The organism is Brevibacterium iodinum ATCC 49514, assembly GCF_900169265.1.
Classification (GTDB): domain Bacteria; phylum Actinomycetota; class Actinomycetes; order Actinomycetales; family Brevibacteriaceae; genus Brevibacterium; species Brevibacterium iodinum.
In genome coordinates, this window is the sequence record NZ_FXYX01000016.1 from 1 (window position 1) to 22,445 (window position 22,445).

Annotated in this window: 17 protein-coding genes and 1 pseudogene; 11 read left to right on the forward strand and 7 right to left on the reverse strand. The window is 66.1% G+C overall.

Annotated elements, in window-relative coordinates; translation table 11 throughout:
* Positions 1-161: 161 nt before the first annotated feature.
* A pseudogene (locus BI49514_RS11085) lies at positions 162-548 on the reverse strand (CoA transferase); the annotation flags it as partial.
* Positions 549-765: 217 nt separating this feature from the next.
* Here BI49514_RS11085 and BI49514_RS11090 point away from each other — a divergent pair.
* Together BI49514_RS11090 and BI49514_RS11095 are read left to right on the forward strand one after the other, a co-directional pair.
* On the forward strand, positions 766-1,800 hold the full coding sequence (locus BI49514_RS11090; protein WP_101546601.1) for an agmatine deiminase family protein: 1,035 nt from the start codon (positions 766-768) through the stop codon (positions 1,798-1,800).
* A 185-nt stretch (positions 1,801-1,985) separates the two neighbouring features.
* Positions 1,986-2,426 (forward strand): hypothetical protein, encoded by a 441-nt coding sequence (locus BI49514_RS11095; RefSeq protein ID WP_101546602.1) that lies wholly within the window; start codon positions 1,986-1,988, stop codon positions 2,424-2,426.
* Positions 2,427-2,633: 207 nt separating this feature from the next.
* Here the strand turns inward: BI49514_RS11095 and cls are convergent, their stop codons facing one another.
* Positions 2,634-4,130 carry a cardiolipin synthase gene (cls, locus tag BI49514_RS11100; RefSeq protein WP_101546603.1) on the reverse strand — a complete coding sequence of 499 codons (1,497 nt, stop codon included), beginning with the start codon at positions 4,128-4,130 and terminating at the stop codon, positions 2,634-2,636.
* Between the two features lie 188 nt (positions 4,131-4,318).
* On the opposite strand from cls, the gene BI49514_RS11105 reads away from it, so the two are divergent.
* Entirely contained in the window at positions 4,319-5,020 is a 702-nt protein-coding gene (locus BI49514_RS11105) for an NUDIX hydrolase (protein WP_101546668.1), read from the forward strand.
* A gap of 83 nt (positions 5,021-5,103) precedes the next feature.
* Here the strand turns inward: BI49514_RS11105 and BI49514_RS11110 are convergent, their stop codons facing one another.
* Complete coding sequence (locus BI49514_RS11110; protein WP_101546604.1) at positions 5,104-5,988, reverse strand: enoyl-CoA hydratase-related protein; 885 nt, start codon at positions 5,986-5,988, stop codon at positions 5,104-5,106.
* 107 nt (positions 5,989-6,095) lie between these two features.
* A complete protein-coding gene (locus BI49514_RS11115) occupies positions 6,096-7,487 on the reverse strand; it encodes an MFS transporter (RefSeq protein WP_101546605.1) in 1,392 nt (463 codons plus the stop codon).
* Positions 7,488-7,673: 186 nt separating this feature from the next.
* Here BI49514_RS11115 and BI49514_RS11120 point away from each other — a divergent pair, with 186 nt between their 5' ends.
* From BI49514_RS11120 to BI49514_RS11130, 3 genes are all read left to right on the forward strand, one after another.
* Entirely contained in the window at positions 7,674-8,153 is a 480-nt protein-coding gene (locus BI49514_RS11120; protein ID WP_167443988.1) for a TM2 domain-containing protein, read from the forward strand.
* Positions 8,154-8,299: 146 nt separating this feature from the next.
* Complete coding sequence (locus BI49514_RS11125; RefSeq protein ID WP_101546607.1) at positions 8,300-9,883, forward strand: FMN-binding glutamate synthase family protein; 1,584 nt, start codon at positions 8,300-8,302, stop codon at positions 9,881-9,883.
* A 14-nt stretch (positions 9,884-9,897) separates the two neighbouring features.
* Complete coding sequence (locus BI49514_RS11130; protein WP_101546608.1) at positions 9,898-10,467, forward strand: dienelactone hydrolase family protein; 570 nt, start codon at positions 9,898-9,900, stop codon at positions 10,465-10,467.
* A 104-nt stretch (positions 10,468-10,571) separates the two neighbouring features.
* Here BI49514_RS11130 and BI49514_RS11135 read toward each other — a convergent pair whose 3' ends face one another.
* Positions 10,572-11,375 carry a 3-oxoacyl-ACP reductase gene (locus BI49514_RS11135; protein WP_173155608.1) on the reverse strand — a complete coding sequence of 268 codons (804 nt, stop codon included), beginning with the start codon at positions 11,373-11,375 and terminating at the stop codon, positions 10,572-10,574.
* A gap of 344 nt (positions 11,376-11,719) precedes the next feature.
* Between BI49514_RS11135 and BI49514_RS11140 the strand changes: the two genes are divergently transcribed.
* The 4 genes from BI49514_RS11140 to BI49514_RS11155 all read left to right on the forward strand — a co-directional run bounded on the left by BI49514_RS11140 (position 11,720) and on the right by BI49514_RS11155 (position 17,759).
* Complete coding sequence (locus BI49514_RS11140) at positions 11,720-12,742, forward strand: hypothetical protein (RefSeq protein ID WP_101546609.1); 1,023 nt, start codon at positions 11,720-11,722, stop codon at positions 12,740-12,742.
* Between the two features lie 124 nt (positions 12,743-12,866).
* Entirely contained in the window at positions 12,867-13,895 is a 1,029-nt protein-coding gene (locus tag BI49514_RS11145; RefSeq protein WP_101546610.1) for a 3-oxoacyl-ACP synthase III, read from the forward strand.
* Between the two features lie 7 nt (positions 13,896-13,902).
* Complete coding sequence (locus BI49514_RS11150; protein ID WP_101546611.1) at positions 13,903-16,731, forward strand: alpha/beta fold hydrolase; 2,829 nt, start codon at positions 13,903-13,905, stop codon at positions 16,729-16,731.
* 62 nt (positions 16,732-16,793) lie between these two features.
* On the forward strand, positions 16,794-17,759 hold the full coding sequence (locus tag BI49514_RS11155; RefSeq protein ID WP_101546612.1) for an NAD-dependent epimerase/dehydratase family protein: 966 nt from the start codon (positions 16,794-16,796) through the stop codon (positions 17,757-17,759).
* A 12-nt stretch (positions 17,760-17,771) separates the two neighbouring features.
* Here BI49514_RS11155 and BI49514_RS11160 read toward each other — a convergent pair whose 3' ends face one another.
* Positions 17,772-19,214 (reverse strand): hypothetical protein, encoded by a 1,443-nt coding sequence (locus BI49514_RS11160; RefSeq protein ID WP_101546613.1) that lies wholly within the window; start codon positions 19,212-19,214, stop codon positions 17,772-17,774.
* A 122-nt stretch (positions 19,215-19,336) separates the two neighbouring features.
* Here BI49514_RS11160 and BI49514_RS11165 point away from each other — a divergent pair, with 122 nt between their 5' ends.
* On the forward strand, positions 19,337-21,268 hold the full coding sequence (locus BI49514_RS11165) for an acetate--CoA ligase (protein WP_101546614.1): 1,932 nt from the start codon (positions 19,337-19,339) through the stop codon (positions 21,266-21,268).
* A gap of 210 nt (positions 21,269-21,478) precedes the next feature.
* On the opposite strand, the gene BI49514_RS11170 is transcribed toward BI49514_RS11165, so the two are convergent.
* Entirely contained in the window at positions 21,479-22,426 is a 948-nt protein-coding gene (locus tag BI49514_RS11170) for a hypothetical protein (RefSeq protein ID WP_101546615.1), read from the reverse strand.
* Positions 22,427-22,445 lie beyond the last annotated feature (19 nt).

The following is a 22,445-nucleotide window of genomic DNA, read 5'->3' on the forward strand; positions in this document are numbered from 1 at the left end:
CGGCAGAATGTCGTGAGGTCAGGGGTCGAGAAAGTAGGCTTGGCCACGTCGAGGTCTTTCGGATGGATTGTGTGAGAACTTCCATCATCGGAAGACCTCGACGTCTATCCGCGCAGCGACTCGCCGTGTCCTGGAATCACCGATCTACACTCTCAATTACGAAGAGCCGGATTGACGGCGCTGACCGTCTCATAGTCGAGGCCGTACTTCGCCAGTCCCCCGGCCTTGAAGTTCTCCACGAGCACGTCCGCGCGAGCCGCGAGCTGCTGAGCGAAGGCGAGGTCGTCGGAGTCCTTGAAATCGAGGACGACGGAGTGCTTGTTCCGGTTCGCCGTGAGGAAATACGTCGCATCTTCCCCTCGCCGAGGCGGCGCCCAGTGACGTGTATCGTCCCCGGTCTTCCCCTCCACCTTGATGACCGTGGCACCCAGATCCGCAAGCATCATCGTCGCGTAGGGGCCGGCGAGGACTCGGGAGAAGTCGGCCACGATGGTTCCGGCCAGAGGCCCCGTCCCCTGCCGTCCGAATGCTGCGTCTGCTGCTGACACTTGATGCCTCCTTTGGCACGTTCTACTTGCCTGTTCTTCCTACTTGCCTGTTCTTCGCCTGACTATACGGAATCGACATGGCCGCCCTGGCCTGTGGGGTGAGCGTCCGCGGAAACGAGCCGAGAGCCGGGCGGGCGGCAACGAAATCCGTCGACCGCCCCGGCGAGATTCTGGCTACACTCGGCTCAGCGACAGTCCACCAGCGAAGGGACGAACGATGACGTTGCACATGCCGCCGGAGACCGCCGCCCAGGACCGAGTCTGGATGGCGTTCCCATCCTCCGGCTACTCGCTCGGCGACACGGGACCCGAGGCCGAGGCGGCGCGCGCCACGTGGGCCGCCGTTGCCCGCGCCACCAGCGAATTCACCCCTGTCACGGTCGTCGTGACCGGTGCACAGACTGATCATGCCAAGCGCCACCTCGGCGAGGGGACCAACCACGCGATCACGATCGTCAACGCCGAACTCGACGATGCGTGGATGCGCGATATCGGGCCGAGCTTCGTCGTCGACGACGGCGGTGCCCTGCATGCGGTGGACTGGGTGTTCAACGGGTGGGGCGCCCAGGAGTGGGCGAGCTGGGATCACGATGAGCACATCGGAGAATTCGTCGCGGGCCTCGCCGGGACTCCCGTGGTGTCCTCGGATCTGCGCAACGAAGGCGGCGGATTCCACGTCGACGGTCGAGGCACGGTGCTCGCAACGCGCAGCGTCCAGCTCGATCCCGGCCGCAATCCGGGACTGACCGAAGCCGACGTGGAAGCCGAATTCGCGCGCACGATCGGGGCGAAGAAGGTCATCTGGCTCGACCGCGGACTCCACCGGGACAATCAGACTTTCGGCACCCGGGGACACGTCGACATCGTCGCCGCGATGCCGAGCCCCGGGGTCGTCCTCGTCCACGATCAACGCAATCCCGAACATCCGGACTACGAATTCAGTCGTGCGCTCAAGGAGCAGTTCGCGGCCGAGACCGCCGCCGACGGCACGCCCTTCGAAGTGGTGCCGATCCCGGCTCCCGAGGTGCTGCGCGACGAGGAAGGGTGGGTCGACTATTCGTATGTCAATCACCTTGTCACCAACGGCGGGGTCATCGCCTGCACCTTCGACGATCCGATGGACGCCGAGGCGGCAGCCGTGCTCGAGCGCGTCTACCCGGGGCGGAAGGTCGTCGGAGTCGACGCGCGTGAGCTCTTCGCCCGCGGCGGCGGAATCCACTGCATCACCCAGCAGCAGCCGAGTCTCGACTGAGCCGAGCCGCTGCCGTCGAGAATCTGCGATGACGGCGCGGGTGAATCCATACCCGTAAGAGCCCGACTCGGTATAAGCTGGATCTTGAGGGCACAGTGCCCGTGCGCTGCCACATCGCTGCTCGGACCTGTGCCGCACAGCAGAGCCGAATACGGTGACGTCGAGTTGCGAAGAGGAGCAAGACCATGAAGAAGAGATTGATTCTCCTGGCCGGTCTCGGAGTCGGATTCATTCTGGGATCACGCACCGGGCGTCAGAGCTACGAACGGCTGAAGGCCCAGGCTCAGGATCTGTGGACCGACCCGCGCGTCCAGGACACCGTTGAGAAGGCCAACCAGTCCATCCGCGACAAGTCGCCGGCCGTCGCCGATGCCGTTCAGACCGCGGCCGACAAGGTCAATGCCGCCGCTGCCACGAACACTCCAGTCTCCGAATTCGACGGTGACGAGGATTCGGCTGGTGCGAAGGCAGACACGACGGCGAAGAGCACCACGGCCGCGCAGGAAACAGCGAAGTCGAACACCACGGCGAAGCACAAGTCCTCGCCGAAGGCCCAGGACTCGATCACCGATCCCGAGCGTCACCTCGAGGACGAAGGTCCGGCCGGAGTCACCGACGACCACTGAGAGTCGGCGGACTGGCTGAGTCGCCGCGCACTTCGGTCAGCGCGACCCCGACCTAGTTCGCTACGGCCCAGAAATAGGCGTATAGCCCAGTTTTGAAACTGGGCTATACGCCTATTTCTGTGCTGTTCGCGGATCCCACCGCCTTCGACGTCCGCGGCTTCCACCCGCTCCCACCGGCAGCCACGACGACAGCGTCCCCTCGCGCCCTTACAGCAGCGAGCTCGTCAGGCGGGCGACGTTCTCCAGATACTTCTTCAGCAGCGGCCGCGCCTGCCACTCCTCCGCATTGAGCTCGACCGAATTCGGTGCATAGCGTTCGGCCTCGAGGTCGTACATGCGCTGCGTGAATTCCTTGTTGACGATGAAGAGCGTGACCTCGAGGTTCATCGCGAAGGACCGTTCGTCCATATTCGACGAGCCGATGATCGAGACGTCGTCATCGATGATGAGGAACTTCGAATGCAGCACCGTCGGCGCGTGGTACATGAAGATCCGCACTCCGGCCCGCACCAGGTCGTCGTAGTAGGACTGCTGTGCTTTGTGAGTGAGCGAATGGTCGCTCGTCTCACCGACGTAGAGGCGCACGTCGACACCCGAGCGCGCTTCGGTCGTCAGCGCATGCAGCAGGGACTCGTCGGGCACGAAATACGGCGAGCACACGACGATGCTCCGGTTCGCGTTGTAGATGAGGTGGTTGAACAGCCGCAGATTGTTCTCGTCTTCGAAGCCCGGACCCGAGGGCACGACCTGGGCTTGGATCCCGCCGGATTCGGGGGCGTCGAGTTCGAACCTGTCGGGTTCGTCGAGGATTTCGTCGGTCTCCGAATACCAGTCGGTGATGAACACCGCATCGAGCTCTTCGACGACCGGTCCACGACATTCGAGCGAGAGGTCCTTCCACTGGAAGCCCTTCCGCCGGTTGCGTGCTTTGTTGTAGGAGCGATCGATGATGTTCTGGGAACCGGTGAACGCGACGTCGCCGTCGACGATGAGGATCTTACGGTGATTGCGCAGGTCAGGCCGCTGGTACTCGCCCCTCCACGGCCGGATCGGCAGCGCCCTGCGCCAGCTCACCCCCGAGGAGTCGAGCCGCTTGACGAGTTCCGAATACCCGGGATAGCCGAGCGATCCGACGTGGTCGATGAGGATGCGCACACTCACACCGCGCCGGTGCGCAGCCAGCAGCGATTCGAGCAGCCGCCTCGTCGTGTCATCGATGGCGACGATGTAGAACTCGAAGTGCACGAACCGCTGTGCCCGGTCGACGGCCACGGCCATCGCATCCATGCAAGCATGGTTATCGACGTGGAGATCGAAGGAGTTGCCATGGGTCATCGGCAGGGCGCCGAGGTCGAAGTTGAGCTTCGCGGCGGTGCTCAGCGGTTCGGGCATATGGTCGTAGCGCCCGACGATCGCCTGCTGGCGGATCTGATCGCGGAAGAGGTCGTTCATCTTCGCCTGTTTGTCTCGCCGCCGCTTCGGCAGCTTCGATGACCCCAGCAGCAGGAACGCCGCAATGCCCACATACGGGATGAGGAAGATCGCGAGCAGCCACCCGAGTGCGACCGACGGCTTGCGGTTGTGCGGGATCCAGCCGAGCGCGATGATGCGGATGATCATGTCGACCAACAGCAGGATGATGATCAGCCAGTTCGGCCAAGCCTGGTTGATGTTGAAGAACGGATAGATCCCGAAACTGCTCATATAGTGCCCGTTCAGCCCCGCCCTGTTCGTCACCGGTTGGGTTAGCGGTCTCAGATGGAGGATGTCAGATTGTCACCCATCGTATCCTGCCCGCCCCGCGCGCACCCGCCCCACCCCCCGTCGGCCCTCTGCCCGAGCCCGGGCATACTGGAAGCAGACATCAATTGCTGAGAGCGAAGGTGCTGAACGTGATTCGAGACATCAACCCCGAAGGCTCCGACCGTTCGGATACCGCCGACAGCGCGAGCCGCGGTCCCGATATCGCCGACGCCGAGGCGGTCCCGATCAGGCCCGCCGTCAGCGTGCTCATGCTCCGTGACGGGGACGAGGGTATCGAGGTGTTCGTCCAGCACCGGGTGTCGACTATGGATTTCGCGGCCGGCGTCGTCGTCTTCCCCGGCGGTCGCGTCGACCCTGTCGATGCGACGACCGCACCGACCATCGCCGTTCCCGATCCGCAGGTGCACACCTCCGCTTGGTCCGATTCGACCATCGCCGAGGATGCCGAGGGTTGGCGCGTCCTGCTCGCCACCGCTGTGCGCGAAGTCGAGGAGGAGACGGGCGCGGTCCTCGACCCGGCCGGACTCAAGCCGTGGGCGAACTGGGTGACGCCGTTGGGTCGGCCCAAACGCTTCGATACGTACTTCTATACGATCGCGGCTCCCGAACTCGCCGCCGCCCAGCACCAGACGACGGAGGCGCACACGAGCGAGTGGCGCTCGGTGACCGGGATCCTCGCAGAGGAGGGAGCCGGACGGCTGAAGCTCATGCGCCCGACGTTCGTGCTGCTGCGTGAGCTCTCCGAATTCTCCACCGTCGCCGAGGCGATCACCGCAGACCGGATCATCGACCCCGTCCGCCCGGAGTTCCCCTCCAACCGCGGTTCTTAGGTCTCCTCATTCGACTGCGTCCTACTTCCCGCGCCTGAGTCCAGCATCCCGCTGTTCGCAGCAGGACCCCGGCGATCTCGACCTCAGCCTTTGGCACGTGCCTTCATCGCGGCCAGGCGAGTGGCGACGACCTGCTTCTGCTCGTCGGTGCCCAACAGCGCGGCGAGCGCTTCCTGTTCGGCGTCGAGACCGATGCTGAAATCGGAGTCATAGGACAGGTCGACGAGCCGCTTCGCCCACACCAGCGCCGACCGAGACTGGCCCGCGATCTGCCCGGCCAGTTCGAGAGCACGAGCCAGAGGGTCCTCGACGACCTCTTCGACGAGGCCGATGCGCAGAGCTTCTTCGGCACCGATCGTATCGGCGGTGACGATGAGCTTCTTCGCCTGAGCCGGTCCCACGAGTCGTGGCAGCAGCTGGGTGCCGCACATATCGGGGATGATCCCCCAATTGAGTTCCATGAGTGAGAGCTTCGCATCGGGTCCGGCCACACGCATGTCCGCGCCGAGTGCGATCTGCAGCCCCCCGCCGAGCGCCGCCCCACGCACCGCTGCGATGACCGGAACTTCGACGAGCGACCACACATGCACGGCTTTCTGCGCCAGTGCCCGGGCCGAACCGAGTCGCTCACCGATATCGACGGCGGTGGCCACGGAGTCCCCCGCTTCCGTTTCACCAGCACCGGCGTCCCGCTCGGCCGCTTCCTCAGCGGATGAGCGGGTCGCTGCTCCGGCCTCGGCGATCCGGGCCATCTCGGTGAAGTCGAGCCCGGCGCTGAAGGCACGACCGCGACCGGACAGGACCACGGCCTTGACTTCGCTCGAATCCTTCAGTGCCAGCCCCGCCTGAACGAGGTCTTCGAATACCTCGCGGGTGAGCGAATTGAGCTTGTCGGCACGGTCGATCTCGACGTGGGCGACGCCGTCGGTGATCGCGTAGACGACGGTCGAGTTGGTGGTCTCGGACATGAACTGGCCTTTCGACGACGATACCGGCGCGGAAGTCACCGGCGGATGAGGAGCACGACGCAGCCGCAGGCGACAGGCCGCCGACGCCGGCGACACTGAACGAGCGATCAGCTGCGTTTCCTGAAGCCTAGCGGAGCACCGGTCAAGGTCAAGACGAAGACCACGATGAGGGAGCTCGCGCACATGGCGACGACTCCCGGCCAAGCGAAGTCGGCGAAGAGGACCGCCGAGAGCCAGGCGCCGAGGCTCGTACCCAGGTAGTAGACGGTGAGGTAGATGGCTGCGGAACGGGTCGAGTCGACTCCCGGCCGGGCGGCACTCGCCGCCGCGGAAGCACCCGTATGTCCGAGGAAGAATCCGGCGGTGAGCAGCGACATGCCGATGATGATCACCACGAGCGCATCGACCAGAGTCAGCCCCGCACCGGCGAGCGCGATGACCATCCCCGCCAGGGTGATCCGAGTGCGTGCGTACTTCGTGGCCAAGCGGCCGTAATACGTGGTGACGACGGTGCCGACGAGGTAGATGAGGAAGAACAGGGCGACCGCGCCCTCGCTCAGGTGCCACGGATCCTGCTGCAGGCGGGTGCCGAGCATCGTGAACGATCCGCCGAAGACGATCATGCACAGGAACCCGGTGAGGTAGATCCGCCACAGACCTCCGCGCAGCGGAATCGCTCGCCGAGGCGGCTGCGCGCTCCCAGCCCCACCGACGTCGGCGGCGTCGCCGGCAGAGTCGGCATCGTCGTCGACGGACCCATCGGTGGCGGCCGCGACGTCATCACCGTCGGCGAGAGCATTGCTGGCACTGCCGTCACCTGCGGCGACAGCGTCAGGGTCGGCCGTCTCGGTGAGGGAGGGATCCGTATCGGACGGAGCGGAATCGTCCGAATCGAGGACGGCCCGGCTGCGGGCGGTGGAGAAGAGATCGTGGCGCAGCAGCCAGACGACGATGAGCCCGAAGATCAGTGACACGACCGCGGTGAACGCAAGCCCGCCGTGCCAGCCGAGGAATTCCGACGCCAGCCCGGTGAGCAGCCTCGAGCAGAGCCCGCCGATCGTGTTTCCGGCGATGTAGACCCCGATCGCTCCGGGCAGCGCGGCCGGCGGCAGACGCAAAGAGAGATAGGCCATGGCCGTGGCCGGCACCGAGGCGATCGCCAGGCCCTGGAGGAACCGGACGACGATGAGCAGCTCCGGGGTCGGAGTGAAAGGAAGGACGAGCGCGAGGATCGCTGCGACGATCACCCCCGCGCCGATCTGGCGGGCGTGGCCGATGCGCGGGGCGAGCATCGAGAACGGAATGAGGAAACAGGCCATGGCCACGTTCGTCGCGGACACGGTCAGGCTCGCCGTCGGACCGTCGATTCCGTAGGCGTCCCGGATCGCCGGCAGCAGGCCCTGGGTCTCGTAGAGGACGAGAAAGACGGAGACTCCCGCGAGGAAGACCGCGGCTACGGTACGCCGAGTGCTCGTCGGACTCGGCTCACCTGTGCTCATGAGCCCTACGCTATGCCTGACGACATTCGCGGCTCAAACGATTCCGGGACTCGGACCGTGTGAGTCCGGACACCGCGAGCGGCGGTGGGCGCGGGGATGCGGAGGATAACCCCATCGCCGAGGCGGCCCACCGCCTTCTAGGCTGAAGACCAGAAGTTCGACGAGCAGTGAATGGACGTGCCAGCGATGACGGCGACCAGCGAGATTCCCGCACTCAGCGCAGACCCCGCGAACCGCCGGGCCGCGCCCTCTGCCTCGCCCATTGCTCTACAGAACCCAGCAGCGCCCTCCCCCGGTGTCACCACCTCGTCCCTGGAATCCCTGGCCCCGCCCGAAAGCCAGCACACGGACGTTCTCGGCAACCGCTCCTTCGTCATCACCTGGCTGCTGTCGATGCTCTTCGGGGCCCTCGGTCTTGATCGTTTCTACACCGGCCGATACCTCACGAGCGCGCTCAAGCTGCTCAGCCTCGGCGGGTTGGGGATCTGGTGGCTCATCGATCTCGGCATCGTTCTCGCCGGCGGTCTGCGCTATCGGCGGGAGCCGCTTCGCGGTTACGCGCAGGACAAGGAGATCGCATGGATCGCCACCGGGTTCACCCTCATCGTCGCCTATTCGATGCAGGTCGACGAGCTCGTCACCACACTGCTCGGCGGTCTCTTCTGAGACGGTTCCGCCTCGTGTTCTGATGCATCTCGGCAGCCTCTTCTGAGACGGTTCGCCGACAGTCCACGACTGTCTCAGGTCTGCCTTTCCTGAAAACTGCACGATCTCGGTCTAGGCTCGAGAACAGGACAGTTCAAGGAGGCACAATGAAACGGCAATTCCCCATTGTCCGGATGGTCACCGGCGAATCGGCAGGCAAGCAGATCGCCGGAGCGGCGGCGGCCGCCTCGGCCCTCGGACTCGGCGCACTCGCCGCATGGGATCTCACGCAGAAGAAGCACTCGATCCTGCGTAACTATCCGATCGCCGGGCACGCCCGATTCCTGCTGGAGTCGATCCGGCCGGAGATCCAGCAGTACTTCATCGAACGCAACTGGGACGGACGCCCGTTCAATCGCGACACCCGCACCACCATCTACGAACGAGCCAACGGCACTCACTCCGAACACGCGTTCGGCACCGAGCACGATGTCGACCGCGCCGGCTACGAGGCGCTCATGCACTCGAACATGCCGATCCCCAATCCGCCCAGGCCACCGCGCGTGCGGGTCGGCGGTGACGAGTGCACTCAGCCCTACGACATCTCGCTGCTCAACGTCTCGGCGATGAGCTTCGGCTCGCTGAGCACCAACGCCATCCGAGCTCTGAACAAGGGTGCGGCGCTGGGCGGATTCGCCCACGACACCGGTGAGGGATCGATCTCGCCGTATCACCGTGAGCACGGCGGCGACCTCATCTGGGAGCTCGGCACCGGATACTTCGGCGCCCGCACCCCCGAAGGAGAATTCTCCCCCGAGACCTTCGCCGAGAAGGCGCAGGACCCGCAGGTGAAGATGGTCTCGCTCAAGCTCTCCCAGGGTGCGAAGCCGGGCATCGGCGGCGTGCTGCCTGGGCCGAAGGTCACCGAGGAGATCGCCGAGATCCGCGGCATCCCCGTCGGCCAGACCTGCATCAGCCCTCCCGGACACACGGTATTTTCGACCCCGATCGAACTGCTCGAGTTCATCCGGCAGATGCGTGAACTCTCCGGAGGCAAACCCGCCGGATTCAAACTGTGCGTCGGTTCGCGCACGGAGTTCCTTTCGATCGTCAAGGCCATGGTGGAGACCCAGATCCTGCCGGACTTCATCATCGTCGACGGCTCCGAGGGCGGCACGGGTGCCGCGCCGTTGGAGTTCGAGGACAATGTCGGTCTGCCTCTGACACAGGGACTGATGATCGTCCACAACGCGCTCGTCGGCGCAGGCCTGCGGAAGAAGATCAAGGTCGGCGCCTCGGGCAAGATCGCCACCGGCACAGATATCGTCAAACGCCTCATCCAGGGCGCGGACTTCACGAACTCCGCCCGCGCGATGATGATGGCCGTCGGCTGCATCCAGGCCCAGGCCTGCCACACGGGCAAATGCCCTGTCGGCGTCGCCACACAGGATCCGCGGCGAGCGCGCGCCATCGACGTGCCCACCAAGGCCGAACGTGTGCGCAACTACCACGATGGAGTCGTCGCCGAGGCGGCCCGCCTCATGGCATCGATGGGTGCGGCCGCACCCGACGAGCTGGAGCCGACGATGCTGCGACGCAATGTCTCGGCCTCCGAATCCTGGTCCTATGCTCGCCTCTACGACTGGCTGAAGCCCGGCGAGCTCCTCGATGACACCCCCTCGGAGTGGGCAGACGATTGGGCCACGGCCCGCGCGGACACGTTCACGATCCCCCGCGGACACAGCCGCTGAGTGAGAGGATTCCTATGACCACCCTTGTCCTTCTCCACTCGGCTCTGGGGCGGACGTCCGGGATGGATGCCATCGCCGAACGCTTCGCCCTGGCCGGATATGCCGTGCACACTCCCGACGTCTACGCGGGCAGGACCTTCGACGACGCAGAATCGGGAGTCGCCCACTCCCAGGAGGTCGGGTTCTCGACGCTGGTTGATCGGGTGAAGGACGCTTGCGAGGACCTCGGCGACGATCTCGTCTTCGGCGGATTCTCACTCGGTGCCGCGCTCGCTCAGCAGATGGGCAAGAACGATCCGCGGGCCCGCGGCGTCCTGCTCTTCCACGGCGGCGGCTTCCCCAAGCCGACGCGCTGGCAGGCGGTAGTGCCGGTGCAGGCTCATTTCGCCGTCGATGACTCCTGGCGCAGCCCGGGAACGATCGAGACGCTGATGGAGTCTGCGACGCAAGCGGGTGCGCAGGCGGAGTACTTCCTCTACCCGGGCAGCACCCACCTGTTCAGTGACCCGACCACTCCGGACTACCGCGAAGACAGCGCAGAACTGCTCTACGAACGGGCTTTGGCCTTCCTCGACCGGTTCTGAAATCCACTCCCCGGCTCCGGGGGCGCCCCTGCAGGCGAACCCGGCCTTCTGTCCACCCCGTCGACGTTGATGGGTGCAGCCCACCCATCTCACAGTCGGCCACTTCAACCCATGACGAGGCCGTTGTCGACGATGAGGTTCTGGCCGGTCACCGCACGCGAAGCGGGGGAGGCGAAGAACACCACCGCCGAGGCGAAGTCCTCCGGAGTCGTCACACGTCGCAGCGCACTGGCGGCCGCGATCTGGTCGAAGACCTCTTCGGGTGTCGCCGAGGACGCATCGGTGGTGCGCAGCAATCCGCCGGAGACCATGTTCACCCGTACCCCGGCCGGGCCGAGATCCTTCGCGAACGTCCTGGTCAGCGACAGCAGCGCCGCCTTGCCTGCCGTGTAGTCGTGGTACGGCACAACCGGGTCCTGGAACAGGTTGGTGCCGATGTTGATGACGCGGCCGGAACCGAGCTCTCGGAAACCATGCATCGCGGCTTGGATCGTGTTGACCGCGCCCTCGACGGAACCGCGGAACTGGTCGGCGAAATCAGAATAGTCGATCTCATCGGCCGGTTGGCGTTCATCGCCGTTGAACGAGAAGTCTGCGAGAGCGTTGTTGACCACAGTGGATACGGGAGTACCGAACTCGGCGGCCGCGGTTTCGAACATGGCGTCGACGGCGCGGGAGTCCGTGACATCGGCTTCGATGGCCACTGCACGTCCACCGCGAGCACGGACCGCCTCGGCGAGCTCTTCTGCAGTCTCGGCCGAGTATCGGTAGTTGATGACCAGCGCCGCACCTTCCGGTGCGAAGGCCTTCGCGATCGCAGCGCCCAGGCCGCGTCCGGACCCGGTGACGAGCACGACCTGCTCATCGAGAGGCAGGGCTTCGGAGGTGAATGCCTGTGGGTTGCTCATCGCGTGTCTCCTTCGAACGTCGGTGGGCGGATCCTGACCCCACCATACCCACGAACCACGCGTGCCGGGACGGAGCTGTGCCAGGACGGAGTCGTGCGCGACGGCGCTGCAGCGCGAAACCACCGTGGTACGTGGCGATTGTTGGGTCGATCCACGGTGATATCGCGGCTCAGAGCACCGTGGATCGACCTAACAATCGTGCGATGGCCGCGTCCGCACCCCGCTCAGCAAGGAGCAAATCGCTCCTAACCGCGCGCACATGGGCCACGGAACGTGCTCTGAGCGGCATGAGTCCATAGACTGAAAAGAAGACCACCGTTGTCCATCCCCAGGAAGTCACCCTTATGAACGAGCTCGGCGCCGGCATCTCCATCGGAGTCCTTGCGGCTCTCGTCGTCTTCGTCATCTACTTCATCGGAGCGAAGCTCGGACGATGGCAGCCCAGGGACCCCGCCAGCGGCGGCCCCCAGGGCGGCTACCCGCAGACTCAGTACGGTCAGAACCCCTACGGCCAGCCCGGCTACAACCAGTCCGGTCGCCCGTGGAGCAGCGAGGATGAGACCCGCGTTCTGCCCAGCAACGCACAGGGCTACGACGCACAGGGCTACGACGCCGACGCCGATCTGCCGCGGGCGACGAAGAACGAACTCGCCGCCAACATCCAGCACTCCGGCCAGATGATCGAGGCCAACCGACGAGCCGCCACCGCGGCCAACGGCGACACCGTCGCAGTGTTCACCTACATCCTGGGCGCCGCGCTCATCGCCGTCGTCGCCTTCGTGTTCTTCAACAATCTTCTGCTGCCGGCCACCATCGGCGCGCTGACGGGCGCGATCATCTGCGTGGCGCTGTCGGCGACCTATACGATCAAGCACCTGGACTTCTGGCCGGACAATGCGACGATCTCGATCATCAACCTGCTCGTCGCCCTGGCCGCGTCGATCTTCATGTACATCGGGTCCGTGCAGACGGTGCGCGACAACATCAGCCTGTCCACGATCACCGACTCGTTCGATGCCCTGCCCTTCGGCGACGGATTCTCCGCCTTCGCCGTGGCCATCGGCGACCGGGTAGTGACGTTCTTCAAGGACTTCGGCTTCTTCGGCTTCGTGTTCCTGCTGTTCATGGGCATCGGCTGCATCATCGTCTTCACCCTCGCCGCGAAGTCGCTCGTCGACGTGATGGATTGGCGGATCTTCGCCCAGTTCGGCCACAACGTCACCGATCGCCCCATGTCGTATTCGCGTGCCGTGCGCTTCCAGACGTCGAAGGTCTCGCACACTGTGACCTCGCTCGTTCTCGCCGTCATTGCTGTGCTCGCCGCCACAGGATTGCTCTATGACGGCTTCACCTGGTTCACACGCTGATGAACATCTCAGAAACCGGGCGGTAAGATAGGTCCGGAATTCCCCCGTGGTGACGCGTCAGGCGCGCGCCTCTGCGGACGATATCGACACCGACGAACGACCCGAAAAGGGATGAGTACTTCAATTGGCGAATGGCAACGCAACATTTCGGCACTCCAACGTGGCCCTGCTCGGCCTGACCGAGACCCTGGCCCCGAACGAAGTGACCTCGCAGGAATTCGACGACCGCCTCGCCGATACGCTGTTATCTCTCAAACTGCCGCAGGGTCTGCTCCAACGCGTCGCCGGTGTGTACGCCCGCCGAAACTGGGATGAGCCCCACCAGTTCGCCGATGGTGCGATCGCGGCCGGAAAGAAGGCCCTCGCCGAGGCGGGGGTCCCTCCCGACGCCATCGGACTGATGGTCAACACCTCCGTGACCCGTGAGCACCTGGAACCGTCCGTGGCCGTCGGCGTCCACGCCGGCATCGGGCTCGGCCCGCAGGCGATGAACTTCGACATCGCCAACGCCTGCCTCGGATTCGTCAACGGAATGACCCTGGCCGCGAACATGATCGACGCCGGGCAGATCGAGTACGCCCTCATCGTCGCCGGCGAAGACGCCTCCCGCGTCCAAGACGCGACGCTGCGTCGCCTCAACCGCCCGGAGATCACCCGCGAGGAGTACCTCAACGAATTCGCGTCCCTGACCCTGGGCTCCGGTGCTGCCGCCGCCGTCCTCGGCCCGGCCGACAGACATCCGGAGTGCCACCGCATCCTCGGCGGGATCACCCGTGCGGCCACCCAGCATCACGAGCTGTGCGTCGGCGACCACAACGGAATGTTCACCGACGCGAAGGGGCTGCTCTCCGGCGGCATGGAACTCGTCGTCGCCGCGTGGGAGGAAGCCCACGAGACCGGTTGGAACTGGCGGGAGATGGACCGCTACGTCATGCACCAGGTCTCCGATGTGCACACGAATTCGATCACGAAGGCCGCGAACCTCGACCCCGACCGGATCCCCGTGAGCTACCCGGAGCTGGGCAACGTCGGCCCCGCCTCCCTGCCCATCACCCTGTCCCGTGAGGCCGAGAACCTCAAACCCGGCGACCGCATCCTGTGCATGGGCGTCGGTTCCGGCCTCAACACCGCCATGACCGAGATCGAGTGGTAGAGACTTCATGAGATTTCCTGCACGGCCGGCCACGACTCCCCCGAAGCTGCCCGAGTGGGACCCCGCCTGGTCCCGAATCGTTGAGGCGGAAACCTCCGACGGGACCCATGCGTTCCATGTCCTCGACACACTGCCCGCCCTGGCTGCCGCCGGGGTGGAGCCGGCGGGCACGATCGTCGCTCTCCACGGCAACCCGACCTGGTCGTATCTGTGGCGCAGACTGGCGCGGGCCACCATCGATGCCGCGCAGTCGGGCGGCCGCGCCTGGCGGCTCATCGCCCCCGACCAGCTCGAGATGGGCTTCTCCGAACGGCTCGCCCACAAGACGATGCCGGCCCCGAAATCCGATGAGGTGCGTCGCATCGCCGATCGCATCAACGATTTCGATGCGGTCGTCTCCAACCTGTTCGCCGAGGTGGCCGCCACCGGATCCGCCACCCACCCGATCGTGACGATCGGTCACGACTGGGGCGGAGTCCTCTCACTCGGCTGGGCCGCCCGAAATACCGAACTGGTGTCCGCGGCGATCAGCCTCAACACGGCCGTCCACCAGCCCGAGGACGCCCCGGTGCCCGCACCGCTGCGCGCGACCTTGGCCGGGCCGATGCTGCCTGCAGCCACCGTGCTCACCGACTGGTTCCTGCGCGTGACCCTGGGCCTCGGCGATCTCGATGCCGAGACCAAGGACGCCTTCCATGCCCCATACCGGAGGGCAGAGGACCGGTGGGCGATCGGCAACTTCGTCGCCGATATCCCCGTCGATGACACTCATGCCTCCGATCCCGAACTCCAGCGCATCGGCCAGGACATCGCTGCGTTCGACAAACCGGCGCTGCTCGTCTGGGGCCCGAAGGATCCGGTGTTCCTCGAACGCTATCTGCGGGACCTGCGCCAGCGCCTGCCGCAGGCCGACGTGCACCGGTTCGAAACGGCCTCCCACCTCGTCAGCGAAGATCACGAGGTTCCCGGTCTCGTCCTCGACTGGCTGAGCGCCCAGTTCGATGCGCCCACCACCGCGAACACCCCCACCGAGGCGGCCCCCGCGAAAGGATCGTCCGAGCGGAAGGGCGCGGCCGCCTCGGCGACGGGAGCAGCGTCCGCGCGGTCGGGAACGCCCTCCTCGGCGAGTGGATCGACTTCCGATATCGCGGATGACTCCGCCACCGGCAACGGATCCGCGGAGGTCCGCGCGGTGACGGCGATCCTCGATGCCCGCCGTGACGACGAGGCGATCGCCTCGGTCGACTTCGCGCAGAATCCGGCGCAGCAGATCACCTGGCGCCATCTGTGGCACGTGACGACGTCGATCGCAAACGGGCTGCTCGACCTCGGCGTGAAGCCCGGGGATCGGGTGTCCATGCTGGTGCCTCCCGGCAACAATCTCACCGCCGCGCTCTATGCGTGTCTGAAGATCGGTGCGGTCGCCGTCGTCGCCGATGCCGGACTCGGCCCGAAGGGAATGACTCGGGCGATCACCTCGGCCGATCCGCAGTGGATCATCGGCGAGCTGCCCGGACTCGCTCTGGCCCGCGCCTTCGGCTGGCCCGGCCGGCGGATCTCCGTGCGTCCGCTCGGACCCGTGCGCTCGCGCGTGTTCAAGGCAGAGACGAGCCTGACGGAACTCTCCCGCACCCCGCACCGGGCCGAGCTGCCGACCCCGTCACCGGATGCCGACGCGGCGATCCTCTTCACCTCCGGGTCGACGGGACCGGCGAAGGGCGTGCGCTATACGCATGCGGACATCTCCGCGTTGGCGGCCGTGCTGACCAGGACCTTCAACGTCACCGAAGGCACTGGACTGGTGGCTGGGTTCCCACCGTTCGCCCTGTTGGGACCGGCCATCGGAGCCACCTCGGTGACACCGGACATGTCGGTGACGAAACCGAAGACGCTCACGGCCACTGCGATCGCCGATGCGATCATCGCCGGACGGGCCACCATGGTCTTCGCCTCCCCGGCCGCATACACGAATGTCGCCGCGACCGCTGGCGAGCTCGACGGGCAGCAGCGGGAAGCGTGCGCCGGGGTCGAACTCGTGCTCTCGGCGGGTGCGCCCGTGCCGCTGGAGCTCATGGATGCCATTGCCGAGGTGTTCCCGAACGCGTCCATCCACTCCCCCTATGGCATGACCGAGGGTCTCCTGCTCACCGACATCGACCGTGACGGCGTGGCCGCCGCCGATGCCACCGGTGGTCTCGGGGTCTGCGTGGGGCAGCCGATCGACGGCGTCGAACTCGCTCTGGCCCCCATCGATGAGTCGGGACGTTCGGCCGATGAGCTGCGGCAGGGCGCGACCGCGCAGGGCCGCCTCGGCGAATTCGTCGTCAGTGCCGCCCATATCAAGTCCGGCTACGACAATCTGTGGCACACGACTGCGGATTCGGCGCGTGATGATCTGCACGGTCTGACCTGGCATCGGACGAACGATATCGGCCACATCGATGAGAACGGTCGCGTGTGGCTCGAGGGACGTCTGCAGCATGTCGTCACGACCCCGCGCGGACCGGTCGGGCCCGGAGGCCTTGAAGCGCTCATCGACGCCGATGACCAGGTCAGCCGCAGCTCCGTCGTCGGCATCGGTCCCGTCGGCACCCAGGCGCTTGTGGCCGTGCTCGATGCCGAGGGCACCTCGCTGTCTCCCGGTCTCGCGCCCTTGGACCTGACGGCGCGCCTGCGGGAGAAGGTCGCCGAGGCGGTCGGTCATGATCTGAGCGCTGTGCTCGTGGCCCCCGAGTTCCCCACCGACATCCGCCACAATTCGAAGATCGACCGCTCCCGCCTCGCCGCCTGGGCCGACAGCGTCCTGGCTGGTGGGCCGGTGCGGGGAAGCGTCTAGAGGCATCGCCGATATCTGCGCCACCCCCGAATCTGCGTCGTCCCCGTTCATGAGGAGCTGAAGTGAGAATCACCGTCACCGGAGCCTCCGGGCTGCTCGGTTCGTCCGTCGCCCGTGCACTCGTCACCGCCGGTCACGCGGTCACGACCCTGCAGCGCCGCCCCTCAGGGGTCGACGGAGCTGTGGATGTCATCGGTTCGGTGACCGATGCGGCTGCCGTGGATCAGGCCGTCACCGACGCAGAGGCGGTCGTGCACTTGGCCGCGAAGGTGTCCATGATGGGCGATCCCAAAGAATTCGAGGCCGTGAACATCGGCGGCACCCGCACACTCGTCGATGCGGCACGGGCGGCCGGAGTGCAGCGCCTGGTCCATATCTCGTCGCCGTCGGTGGCACATACCGGTGAGTCGATCATCGGCGACGGTGCCGAACCGGCGTCTCCGGAGTCTGCGCGCGGCGAATATGCGCGGACGAAGGGCGCCGGTGAGCGGATTGCTCTGGGCGCGGACTCGTCCGACTTCCGGGTGCTCGTCCTGCGTCCGCACCTCATGTGGGGCCCGAGTGATACCCAGCTCACTGAACGGGTCATCGACCGTGCCCGATCGGGGCGAATGCCGGTGCTCGGTTCGGGAGCGGCGCTGGTCGACACCCTGTTCGTCGACAATGCGGTGGAGGCGATCGTCGCGGCGGTGACCGCGGTCGATTCCACCCATGGTGAGGCACTGGTGGTGACGAACGGTCAGCCGCGCCCCATCGGTGAGCTGATGTCACGCATCGCGATCGCCGGCGGAGCGGCGGAGCCGAAGCTGCGCATTCCGGTGGCCCCGGCGCTGGCAGCAGGGTCTGTGGTCGAAAAGGTGTGGGAGCTCGGAGAGCACGACGACGAACCACCGTTGACGAGGTTCCTCGCCGAACAGCTGTCGACCGCGCATTGGTTCGACCAGCGGCGAACGCAGGAAGTCCTCGGTTGGACTCCCCGCGTCAGCATCGAAGAGGGTCTGCAGATCCTCGCCGCGCACTATGCCTGAAGGTGTGCCGGATCAGAGCCGGTACTGGTTGTTCTCCTCGGCCGACGGTTCCTCGCTCTCACGTGCCCGGTCGTCCGCAGTCTCGTCTTCGGCAGGCTCTTCCTCGGCCGAGCCAGCGGACTCCTCGGCCTCATCGGGCATCTTGCCGGAGAGCGCGTCAGCCGACATTCCGGGTTCACCGGTCGGCGGTGCCTCGAGCGAGGAGCCGCTGGCGGATTCGTCGAATTCCTCCGGGTCGAGCGTCGCCGGGTCTTCGGCAGGTCCTTCGAGTTCGGGGTCGGACGCCGAGGCGGATCCGCTGTCACTGACATCGTCCTTGTTCAGCGACGGAGCCGCAGACATGGTCTCGTTCGTCGTATCCGCGGCTTGTGGTGCAGCGGTATCTGCAGCCTGTGGTGCGGCCGTGGGCTGAGCCGGGAATTCCGGTGGCCTCGGCGGCGGCGGAGGCAGTTCGGATGAATCCCCTGACCGCGCGGCCGGCTTCTCAGCGGGCCGAGCCGGTTCACCGTCGACAGCGGTTGTGCCGCCTGCCTCGGTGTCACTGGTGCGGGTGCCGGTCGTTTCGGTGTCTGCGACGCTGGCGTCGGCGGCTTCGGAGCCACCGGACGGTGCGGAGGCGGATGGCTGTGCGGAGGCGACCGGCGCTGCCGGCTGTGCGGGCTTCACCACCACTGCGGGCTTCGCAGACTCAGTGCGTCGCTCCTCGCCTTTCGAGGTCTCGTCGCCTTCGGCTCCGTCAGATTCCAGGGACGAGTCCGTCTCACTGTTCTGCTCAGCCGCGTGCTCGGTCGCGTCGGTCTCAGGCGCCTCGTCCGACCCAACGGTCGTCGCCTCGTTCGGCGAAGCGGTCGCCGCACCGTCGGCAGCGGCGCTGGTCTCAGCAGATTCCTCGCCCTCGGTCGTCTCCGCGGCCTCAGCCACGTCCGAGCCTTCAGCGGTCGCACTGCCAGCGGACTCGCTCGCAGTCGGAACCGTCTCTGTGGGTGTCGACTGAGCCGATGCACCCTCGGCGGGTGTCGCTTCCCCCGACGCCGCCTCGGCGGAATCGTCGGCTGCAGCCATCCCTTCGGCGGAACCCCCCTCGGCGGAAGCCTCCTCGGCTGACCCATCGGACGAGGCCACCTCCGACGATTGGGCGGTCGATCCCGGCAGGGCACCGTCGATGCCTTCGAGGCTCACTCCCGCCTCGGCGGCGAGTCGGGCACGTCGTTCGGCACGGGCCTTCGCCCGCTCGTCTTCGCTCTTCTGCGCCTTCGCCTTGGCCTTCGCCGATTCGCCCTTCGGCTGGGTCGGGCGCACGGCCTCCCAGATGAGCAGGACGACGAGCATTGTCAGCCCGACGATGACGCCCATGAGGATCGAACCCCACGGTCGTGCCATCGCGAAGAAGTCGAAGATGGCGTTCAGACCGAACATGACGGCGAGGCCGAGGATCAGTGCAACCAGGAATCTCATATCCCCATTGTGCCCTCTCCTGGTCCGAGTGCAGGGAAATGGGTCCACTTTCGTGCCGGTGGCGATCCCCGAGGATGTGCCCCACCTCGGCACGCAGCTGTGCCGTGCGCCACAATAGGAGCATGGACACGAAACCCGACACCACCACCCCCAGCTACGACGACATCGTCGCGCGCATCGATTCGGACCCCGACGGCTTCTGGCTCGAACAGGCCAAGAACCACATCGACTGGGTCACCGAACCGACGAAGGCCGTCGACGATTCGAATGCGCCGATCTATCGCTGGTTCCCCGACGGCGAGCTCAACGTCTGCTACAACGCGCTCGACCGACATGTCGCGAACGGCCGCGGCGACCAGGCCGCCATCATCTACGATTCACCGGTCACAGACACCGTCCGTTCGATCACCTACGCCGCGCTTCTCTACGAGGTCTCCCGCTTCGCTCGGGCTCTGGCGGACAGAGGGGTGACCAAGGGCGATCGCGTCGTCATCTACATGCCGATGATCCCCGAGGCAGCCGTGGCCATGCTCGCGTGCGCCCGCCTCGGCGCGATCCACTCGGTCGTCTTCGGCGGCTTCGCTCCGAACGAGCTCGCCGTGCGCATCGACGACACCGCCCCGAAGGCCGTCATCTCCACTTCCTGTGGAGTCGAGAAGAGCCGAGTCCTCGAATACAAGCCGATGCTCGATGAGGCCATCGAGATCGCTGAGAACAAACCTGACTTCACCGTCATCGTCCAACGCGACGAACATCGCTGCGAACTAGGCGAGAACGACCTCGACTACGCCGAACTGCTCGACCAGACGCCCGAGGGCATCGACCCGGTGACCGTGAAAGCCACCGACGAGCTCTACGTCCTCTACACCTCGGGCACCACCGGCAAACCGAAGGGAATCGTCCGCGACTCCGGCGGATATGCGGTGGCCGGAGCCTTCTCGATGCCGACTGTCTTCGGCCTCCACCCGGGCGACACGATGTTCACAGCCTCCGACGTCGGGTGGGTCGTCGGGCACACGTACATCATCTACGCACCCCTGCTGGCCGGCGTCACCTCGGTGCTCTATGAGGGCAAACCCGTGGGCACACCCGACGCCGGAGCCTTCTTCCGCGCCATCGAGCAGCACAAGGTCAACGTCCATTTCACCGCCCCGACCGCCATGCGCGTGGTGCGCAAGGAGGACCCGAACGGCGAGCTGATGAAGAAGTACGATCTGTCGAGTCTGCGTGCGGAATTCCTCGCCGGCGAGCGCCTCGATCCCGACACGTATGAGTGGACGACGAAGATCCTCGCCGAGGCGACCGGACGCGACGTCCCCGTCGTCGACAATTGGTGGCAGACGGAGACCGGCTGGCCGATCACCGCGAATCCGCTGGGACTGACCCGGTTCCCGCTCAAGGCGGGGTCCTCGACGAAGCCGACTCCCGGCTTCCACGTCGAGGTCGTCGACCCCGGCGGTCAGCCCGTTCCGTCCGGGGAGGAAGGACTCATCGTCATCCGGCTGCCGCTGCCTCCGGGCACCATGGCCACGGTGTGGGGTGACGACGAGCGGTTCATCTCTTCCTACCTCGCCGCCTTCGACGGCTATTACCTCACCGGCGATTCCGGCTATCTCGATGAGGATGGGTACGTCTTCGTCATGGGTCGCACCGACGATGTCATCAACGTCGCCGGGCACCGCCTGTCCACCGGCATCATCGAGGCGGTCGTCGCCTCCCACCCGGCCGTGGCCGAGGCCGCTGTAATCGGCGTCCACGATGACGTGAAGGGACAGATCCCACGTGCGCTGGTCGTGCTCGGGGATTCCGCCGAGGCGGCCGACCCGGACACCGTCATCGACGAACTCGTGGCGCTCGTCCGCAAAGAGATCGGACCGGTCGCCGCATTCAAACGCGTCGACATCGTCGCGGGTCTGCCGAAGACCCGGTCGGGCAAGATCCTGCGGAAGACGATGCGACAGATCGCCGATGGCGTCGACGATCCGGCAGTGCCGTCGACGATCGAGGATCGCAGCATGCTCGATGATCTCGGGGCGGTGCTATCCCGCGGCTGAGCGTTCAGCGGCCCGCGCTGCCGCGTGATCGCTGCGCCCGCGGCGATGTCGTGGACACACAAGCGCACCATGCCCGGAGTCTCGGCGCACAGACGCAGACGCGATCCGGTGCGAACCGTGGAGGTTCGCACCGGATCGCGTTCTCGGGTGGTCGGAGCCGCACTCCGCTCACCGTGCCTGCGGGATCAGCGGGCGGACCGGCGGAGCCGCTTACGAGTTGCGTCCCTGTTCGAAGCCCGCGGCGAATCCGCGCTCGAAGGCCTCTTGGACCTCCTTCTCGCGGCTGCGGTGCTCATCGGCCCAGCCGAAGGGGTCGAATCCTCGTCGGCCTGGTCCGAAGCCGGGACCGAAGTTCGGGCCGAACCCCCGCCGTCCGCGGCCTCCCCCGCGGCGGCGGTCGCGGACGCCGTTCCCACCACGGGGCCCATGAGCCTCGTGACGGTCAGGGCCGCCTCGGTGATCGTCATGGTCGTGGGGGTGTTCGCGGTCGTGCGGTTCGCTATGGCGGTCCGAGTCGTCGCCGCAGCGGTCGGGACCGAAGTTGTCGACGATCTTCGACAGCGAGGCCTTGAGGTTCTCGAACTCTTCGGAGGTGAGCACCTCTTCGATGCGATCACCGACTCCGTCGCGCATATCGCGGAAGCGCTGGCGCAGCTCTCCGGGATCGATGTTCTTGGACGGTCCCCATCCACCTCGGCCACGCGGCGGACCGTAGGTCACAGGCTCTTCCGGGTAGGCGGCACCGTCGGCGACGACCTCATCGGAATCCCAGCGGCGACGTCCTCGCCGCATACGCCCGAAATCGCGAGGGTCGAATCCGGAGTCGACCGCAGCCGAGCGGAATTCGCGACGCAGCACGTGGCTGAACTCGCGCAGCAGCTGCGGCAGATCGGTGTCGGTGTCATCGCCCTTGCCGTCGCCGGACTCGGCACCGTTCGCAGGCTCAGTGCGTGCGGCCGAGTCATTCTCCGCCGCATCGGTCTTGTCCGTGTCGCCCGGCTGTTCGCGATCGGAGCCGAGGCTCGAGGCGCTGCCGGCGACGGTGTTCTCGTCGGTGTTCGGCGAGTCCGTCCAGTCATCGGCACCTGCTGCGCCAGCTCCTCCGGTCGGGGTGGTGAAGTCATCGTTGTCATCGTTGAAGTCATTGTGTGCAGTCATGTCATCTCCTCAGTTGTCA

Bases quoted from the DNA above. Each gene is read 5' to 3' on its own strand.
- BI49514_RS11135 (WP_173155608.1), bottom strand. From the start codon at position 11,375: ATGAGCAACCCACAGGCATTCACCTCCGAAGCCCTGCCTCTCGATGAG.
- BI49514_RS11130 (WP_101546608.1), top strand. From the start codon at position 9,898: ATGACCACCCTTGTCCTTCTCCACTCGGCTCTGGGGCGGACGTCCGGG.
- BI49514_RS11160 (WP_101546613.1), bottom strand. From the start codon at position 19,214: ATGAGATTCCTGGTTGCACTGATCCTCGGCCTCGCCGTCATGTTCGGT.
- BI49514_RS11165 (WP_101546614.1), top strand. From the start codon at position 19,337: ATGGACACGAAACCCGACACCACCACCCCCAGCTACGACGACATCGTC.
- BI49514_RS11170 (WP_101546615.1), bottom strand. From the start codon at position 22,426: ATGACTGCACACAATGACTTCAACGATGACAACGATGACTTCACCACC.
- BI49514_RS11150 (WP_101546611.1), top strand. From the start codon at position 13,903: ATGAGATTTCCTGCACGGCCGGCCACGACTCCCCCGAAGCTGCCCGAG.
- BI49514_RS11090 (WP_101546601.1), top strand. From the start codon at position 766: ATGACGTTGCACATGCCGCCGGAGACCGCCGCCCAGGACCGAGTCTGG.
- BI49514_RS11115 (WP_101546605.1), bottom strand. From the start codon at position 7,487: ATGAGCACAGGTGAGCCGAGTCCGACGAGCACTCGGCGTACCGTAGCC.
- BI49514_RS11120 (WP_167443988.1), top strand. From the start codon at position 7,674: ATGACGGCGACCAGCGAGATTCCCGCACTCAGCGCAGACCCCGCGAAC.
- BI49514_RS11125 (WP_101546607.1), top strand. From the start codon at position 8,300: ATGAAACGGCAATTCCCCATTGTCCGGATGGTCACCGGCGAATCGGCA.
- BI49514_RS11140 (WP_101546609.1), top strand. From the start codon at position 11,720: ATGAACGAGCTCGGCGCCGGCATCTCCATCGGAGTCCTTGCGGCTCTC.
- BI49514_RS11110 (WP_101546604.1), bottom strand. From the start codon at position 5,988: ATGTCCGAGACCACCAACTCGACCGTCGTCTACGCGATCACCGACGGC.
- BI49514_RS11095 (WP_101546602.1), top strand. From the start codon at position 1,986: ATGAAGAAGAGATTGATTCTCCTGGCCGGTCTCGGAGTCGGATTCATT.
- cls (WP_101546603.1), bottom strand. From the start codon at position 4,130: ATGAGCAGTTTCGGGATCTATCCGTTCTTCAACATCAACCAGGCTTGG.